Raw genomic sequence first — 5,034 nt, 5'->3', positions numbered from 1 at the left:
GTAGCCACAAAATCCGTTTACGGTAATGTCGGCACCTTCTATTAAACCATTTTCGTCAAAACCGACATGATAGTGGTTATAAAAAGGGTGACGCTTACCGGTTAATTTAAAGTCGTCGCTACGGGCTAGGCGCATTTTAACTGCGCAGCCAAGGTAGTAAACCGCAAGGGCTGCAAGACAGGCCCAAGGTGCGCCTTGAGTTTCTTTACCGCCAAAAGCACCGCCCATACGGCGGGNGGGTTTCTACGTTTACAAAGCTAAATGGCTTTTTTAAAATTTTAGCAACTAAGTGCTGAACCTCAGTAGGGTGCTGAGTTGAGCATTGAACATGAATCCCGCCGTCGTTATCGGGCTGAGCGAGTGCTATTTGCCCCTCAAGGTAAAAATGTTCTTGCCCGCCTATGTGTATTTCGCCTTTAAGCTGGTGGGCTGCGTTATTAATTGCGTGCTCGCTGTTACCACGGTTAAGTGAATGAGGCGGCCTTACCCAATGCTCTTTTTTTATCGCTTCTTTAATATCAAGTATTGGCGTAGTTTGCTCGCACTCAATAACCACTAAGCGGGCCGCGCGGCGCGCTATTTCGTAGCTGTCGGCAACGATTACTAATACAGGTTGTCCGTGGTATTGAATTTCATGCCTGGTGAGTAATACATCACCAGGAAATACCGGGCCAATATCTAATTTACCCGGTACATCTTCGGCCGATAAAATGCGTCTAACGCCTTCAACTGCCAGTGCGTGACTAGTATCTATTGATTTAATAAAGCCGCTTGTAACAGGCGCAAGTACAGGGTAGGCATGTAGGCAACCGTAAGGCTCAGGGTTATCGTCGGCAAAATTTGCACTGCCACAAACTTGTTTAATAGCGCTTTCGTGATATTTAGATTGTCCAACGCTACCACCTTGGGCTTTTAGTTTATCCATTTCAAAGTGACGCATGTGAGATCCTCGTAATGGCAATGTTGTTATTGTTTTTACTGCTACTTGGCTGTGCATCGCAAAACTCAATTCCAATACGCTGTAGCAAATTTTTGCTTACCGTACTGCGGTAATGTGCGCTGCTGCGTACATCGCTCATGGGTGCAAAGTCATCGTTTATAGCGGTAGCTGCATCTATAAAAGTGCTCACTTGTAATGATTGAGATATCAGCTTTTTCTCAATATGCTGCGCGCGTTTAGGAATCGCTGCCATCCCACCCATAGCGCAGCGAGCTTGAGTGATCATGTTTTGTGAATGCTCTATAGCAAGCACCAAGCAAACGGTAGATATATCGTCTTCAAATCTTTTTGATATTTTATGACATGCCAGTTTTAGTGACTCTGGGCGCGTTGGGATGGTGAACTTACTAATTACTTCATCGCTTTTAAGAACCGTTTTTTTGTAGTCAATAAAGTAGTCGGCAACTTTAATAGTGCGCGTGCCTGCGCTGCTTAATAAATCCATTGATGCATTAAGAGCGATTAAAAGGGGAGCTGGATCGCCAATTGGTGAGGCATTCCCTATGCTGCCACCGAGTGTGCCGCTGTTTCTTACTTGGCTTGATCCTAAGCGTTCAAATAGCTCTTTTGACTCAGGGTAATGGTTATAAAATGCCTCAACAAATTGGCTATAAGGTAGTGCTGCACCAATATGTAACTCACCGTTATTATCTGCCAAGGTACAAAGTTCCTTTACTTGGCTAAGGGAGATAATTACATCCGGTAAAAGCATGTTTTGGCTAAGCTCAATGGCAAAGTCGGTGCCACCAGCAACTAAATGTGCATAAGGATAAAGCGCTTTTAGCTCAACAAGTTGTTGGGCAGTTTGTGGTAAATAGAATTTGCGAGGGCCATTTTTTAAAAATGGAACATCGTAATCATATTGCGTATTAAGTGACGCTTTAAATTTTGCGGCCATTGTTGAGTACGGTTCAGCTTTACGCTCATAGCTATAGGCTTTTTCGGCTGCAAGTAATATTGGGCTATAGCCTGTACAACGGCATAAGTTACCGCCAAGTGCATGAATAACCGCTTTTTTACCGGGGTACGTAGGCTCATTAATATAAAGAGCTAACAAACTCATTATTATACCAGGCGTACAAAAACCACATTGCGAACCATGGCACTCTACCAGCGCGCGCTGCACAGGGTGTAAATCGGTTAAATTTGGGTATAAACCAGTAGTCACAGCTTCTACTGTTACTATATGTTTTGCATGCGCATTACCTAATAACAGTAAGCAACTGTTCATTGTTTTGTATTGCCAGCTAGCTTGCCCGTTTGCATTTATACGCTCTTCACCCACTAAAATAGTGCACGCGCCACAGTCGCCAGTTGCACAGCCTTCTTTGGTGCCCATTTTCCCTTTTTTGGTGCGAAGCCAGTCCAAAATGGTGAGACTTGGCGAACATTCTTGTATTTCAATTGGCGTGTTATTTAATAAAAATTGAATCACACAGACCCCCTTAATTTTTATAAAGCCCTGATACATAAAGGCTTGGCATATGTTTTTTCTTGTTGTTTGCGCACGGGTAAGAAAAATACTTTTTAATCTTGGTAAGTATATTGCAGTTACCATGCCATTGTTGACCGCTCGGTCAGCTGGTTGTTGTTAGTATGCTTATTAACTTAATAAGCACTGAAAAGGTGTTAATAATGAATAATAAATACCGCCTTACTATGCAGGGAATGACAAAGAAGTATCCCGGATGTATAGCCAATAACGGCGTAACCTTAAAAATTAAGCATGGGGAAGTGCATGCCTTATTAGGTGAAAACGGTGCCGGTAAAAGCACACTAATGAAAATGCTTTATGGTGTGGTTAAACCTGACCAAGGGGACATGTTTTTTAATGGCCGCATAATGAATATAAAAGAGCCTGCTGATGCGCGTGATTTAGGCATTGGAATGGTGTTTCAGCATTTTTCGTTATTTGAAACGCTTACGGTTGCCCAAAATATTGAACTAGCGTTAGGTGATTTAGCAGGGCATAGCAGCACGCTTGCGGGTCGAATTACAAAAACATCAACACGTTATGGTATGCCATTAGATCCACACAGATTGGTTTCAACACTTTCAACTGGCGAACGCCAACGAGTAGAAATCGTGCGGTGTTTGTTATTAGATATTCAACTACTTATTTTAGACGAACCCACCTCAGTACTTACCCCACAAGAAGTCGAAGCATTATTTAAAACTCTAAAATCACTTAAAAGAGAAGGCTGCTCCGTGCTGTTTATTAGCCACAAACTGCACGAAGTGATTGAGTTATGTGACAGTGCGACCATTTTGCGAGGCGGGAAAGTAAGCGGGCATTGTATTCCTAAAAACGAAACTAGTGAGTCAATTGCTAGGCTAATGGTAGGCGACAACACGCCAATTAGTAACCAAACCCGCAGAGCCTTGGGGACGGCTGACTTTTTAACCGTTAATAGTTTAACCACCGCGGCACAAGCGTTATTTGAAACACCCCTTAAAAACATTAACTTTGCAGTACAGCAAGGTGAAATAGTGGGCATTGCAGGTGTTGCTGGCAACGGGCAAGAAGAGTTATTAAAAGTGCTTTCGGGGGAGCAAATTCAAGCAAGTAGCCGTGCCATTAAATTTAAAAACACTGTTGTTGATGCATTGTCGCCCCTTAAAAGGCGCCGCCTTGGACTTGCATGTGTTCCAGAGGATAGGCTTGGGCGAGGAGCCGTGCCCACTATGGATTTAGCGCAAAATACACTGCTGACTAGTTTTGATAGTGGACTAGTTAAAAATGGCTTTTTAGTAAAACAAAAAATTACCGAGCTTGCTAATAAAATCATAACAAAATACAAGGTTAAAACGCCAAGTTTTCGCACTCATGCAGCTAGCCTTTCAGGTGGTAATTTACAAAAATTTATTATTGGTCGCGAGGTAGAGCAAAGCCCAAAACTACTCGTTATGTCGCATCCTACTTGGGGAGTAGATATAGGCGCACAAGTGGCGATACATGAAGCTATTTTAAAGCTTCGCGACGAAGGGTGTGCGGTACTCGTTATTTCAGAAGATTTAGATGAACTTTATAAAATTTGCGACCGCATTGGCGCAATTTGCGATGGAAAACTGTCTCCTATTTTAAACACCGATACCGTACCGCTTGTGCAGTTAGGACAGTGGATGGCTGGCGATTTTAGTGACGACCTTAATAATCTGCCTACATTACAAACATCAAAAGGGGCTCTAGCATGATTAAGTTAGAACCACGTGTTCAGCGCTCGCCGGCTTGGAGTTATTTCTCTCCTGTTTTAGCTATCTTACTCACATTAATAACCGGTTACGTGGTGTTTGCCTTATTAGGGCATGACCCGCTAAATGCCTTATATACATTGCTTATAGCACCTGTTGCCGATTGGTATGGTGTAACTGAGCTACTTGTAATGACCATTCCTATTTTGCTATGCGCCTATGGTTTAGCGCTTTGTTATAGAGCATCGGTTTGGAATATAGGCGCAGAAGGGCAACTGCTTATTGGTGGTGTATGTGCAAGTGCTGTAGCCGTTAACTTTGTTGACTCATCAAGTGCTTTTGCAATGCCACTAACATTACTTGCGGGTATTGCTGGTGGCATGTTGTGGGCGGGGCTTGCTGCTTTTATGAAGCTGCGTTTAAACACTAATGAAATTTTAGTCACCATAATGCTCAACTACATAGCAGTAAATGTATTGCTGTGGGCTGTTCATGGGCCACTCAAAGATCCTCACGGTTATAACTTTCCTGAAAGCGCATTGTTTGGCGATAGCACGTTATTGCCTGTTTTATTTGACGGTACTCGATTGCACTTAGGCCTAGCGTTTGCGTTATTAGCGCTATGCGCCACTTGGGTGTTTATTAGCAAAACCTTTATAGGCTTTCAAATACAAGTACTTGGGCTTGATGCATCCGCGGCCAAAATGGCGGGTTACAAGCGAGCATTATTAATTACGGGAGTGTTAGTTATTAGCGGTGGCTTAGCGGGGCTTGCTGGTGCGGGCGAAGTAGCAGGGCCTATTGGACAGCTGGTTCCACAAATATCACCTGGTTATGGCTAT

Annotated in this window: 3 protein-coding genes and 1 pseudogene; 2 read left to right on the top strand and 2 right to left on the bottom strand. The window is 43.3% G+C overall.

The window, feature by feature from the left end; all coding sequences use genetic code 11:
- Together L656_RS01000000122080 and xdhA are read right to left on the bottom strand one after the other, a co-directional pair.
- Positions 1 to 940 (bottom strand): annotated as a pseudogene (locus L656_RS01000000122080) (molybdopterin cofactor-binding domain-containing protein); the annotation flags it as partial.
- Entirely contained in the window at positions 927 to 2,435 is a 1,509-nt protein-coding gene (xdhA, locus tag L656_RS0108805) for a xanthine dehydrogenase small subunit (RefSeq protein ID WP_024598929.1), read from the bottom strand. The gene xdhA and the pseudogene L656_RS01000000122080, both read right to left, overlap by 14 nt.
- Positions 2,436 to 2,635: 200 nt before the next feature.
- On the opposite strand from xdhA, the gene L656_RS0108800 reads away from it, so the two are divergent.
- Both L656_RS0108800 and L656_RS0108795 read left to right on the top strand, forming a co-directional pair.
- Positions 2,636 to 4,195, top strand: a complete 1,560-nt coding sequence (locus tag L656_RS0108800) for an ABC transporter ATP-binding protein (protein ID WP_024598928.1) — start codon at positions 2,636 to 2,638, stop codon at positions 4,193 to 4,195.
- Positions 4,192 to 5,034, top strand: an 843-nt coding sequence (locus L656_RS0108795) for an ABC transporter permease (RefSeq protein WP_024598927.1), incomplete at its 3' end; no start/stop codon positions are given. The genes L656_RS0108800 and L656_RS0108795, both read left to right, overlap by 4 nt.

The organism is Pseudoalteromonas sp. TAE56 (genome assembly GCF_000497955.1).
In the GTDB taxonomy this organism is placed as follows: domain Bacteria; phylum Pseudomonadota; class Gammaproteobacteria; order Enterobacterales; family Alteromonadaceae; genus Pseudoalteromonas.
This window is presented reverse-complemented; position numbering and strand designations above follow the sequence as displayed.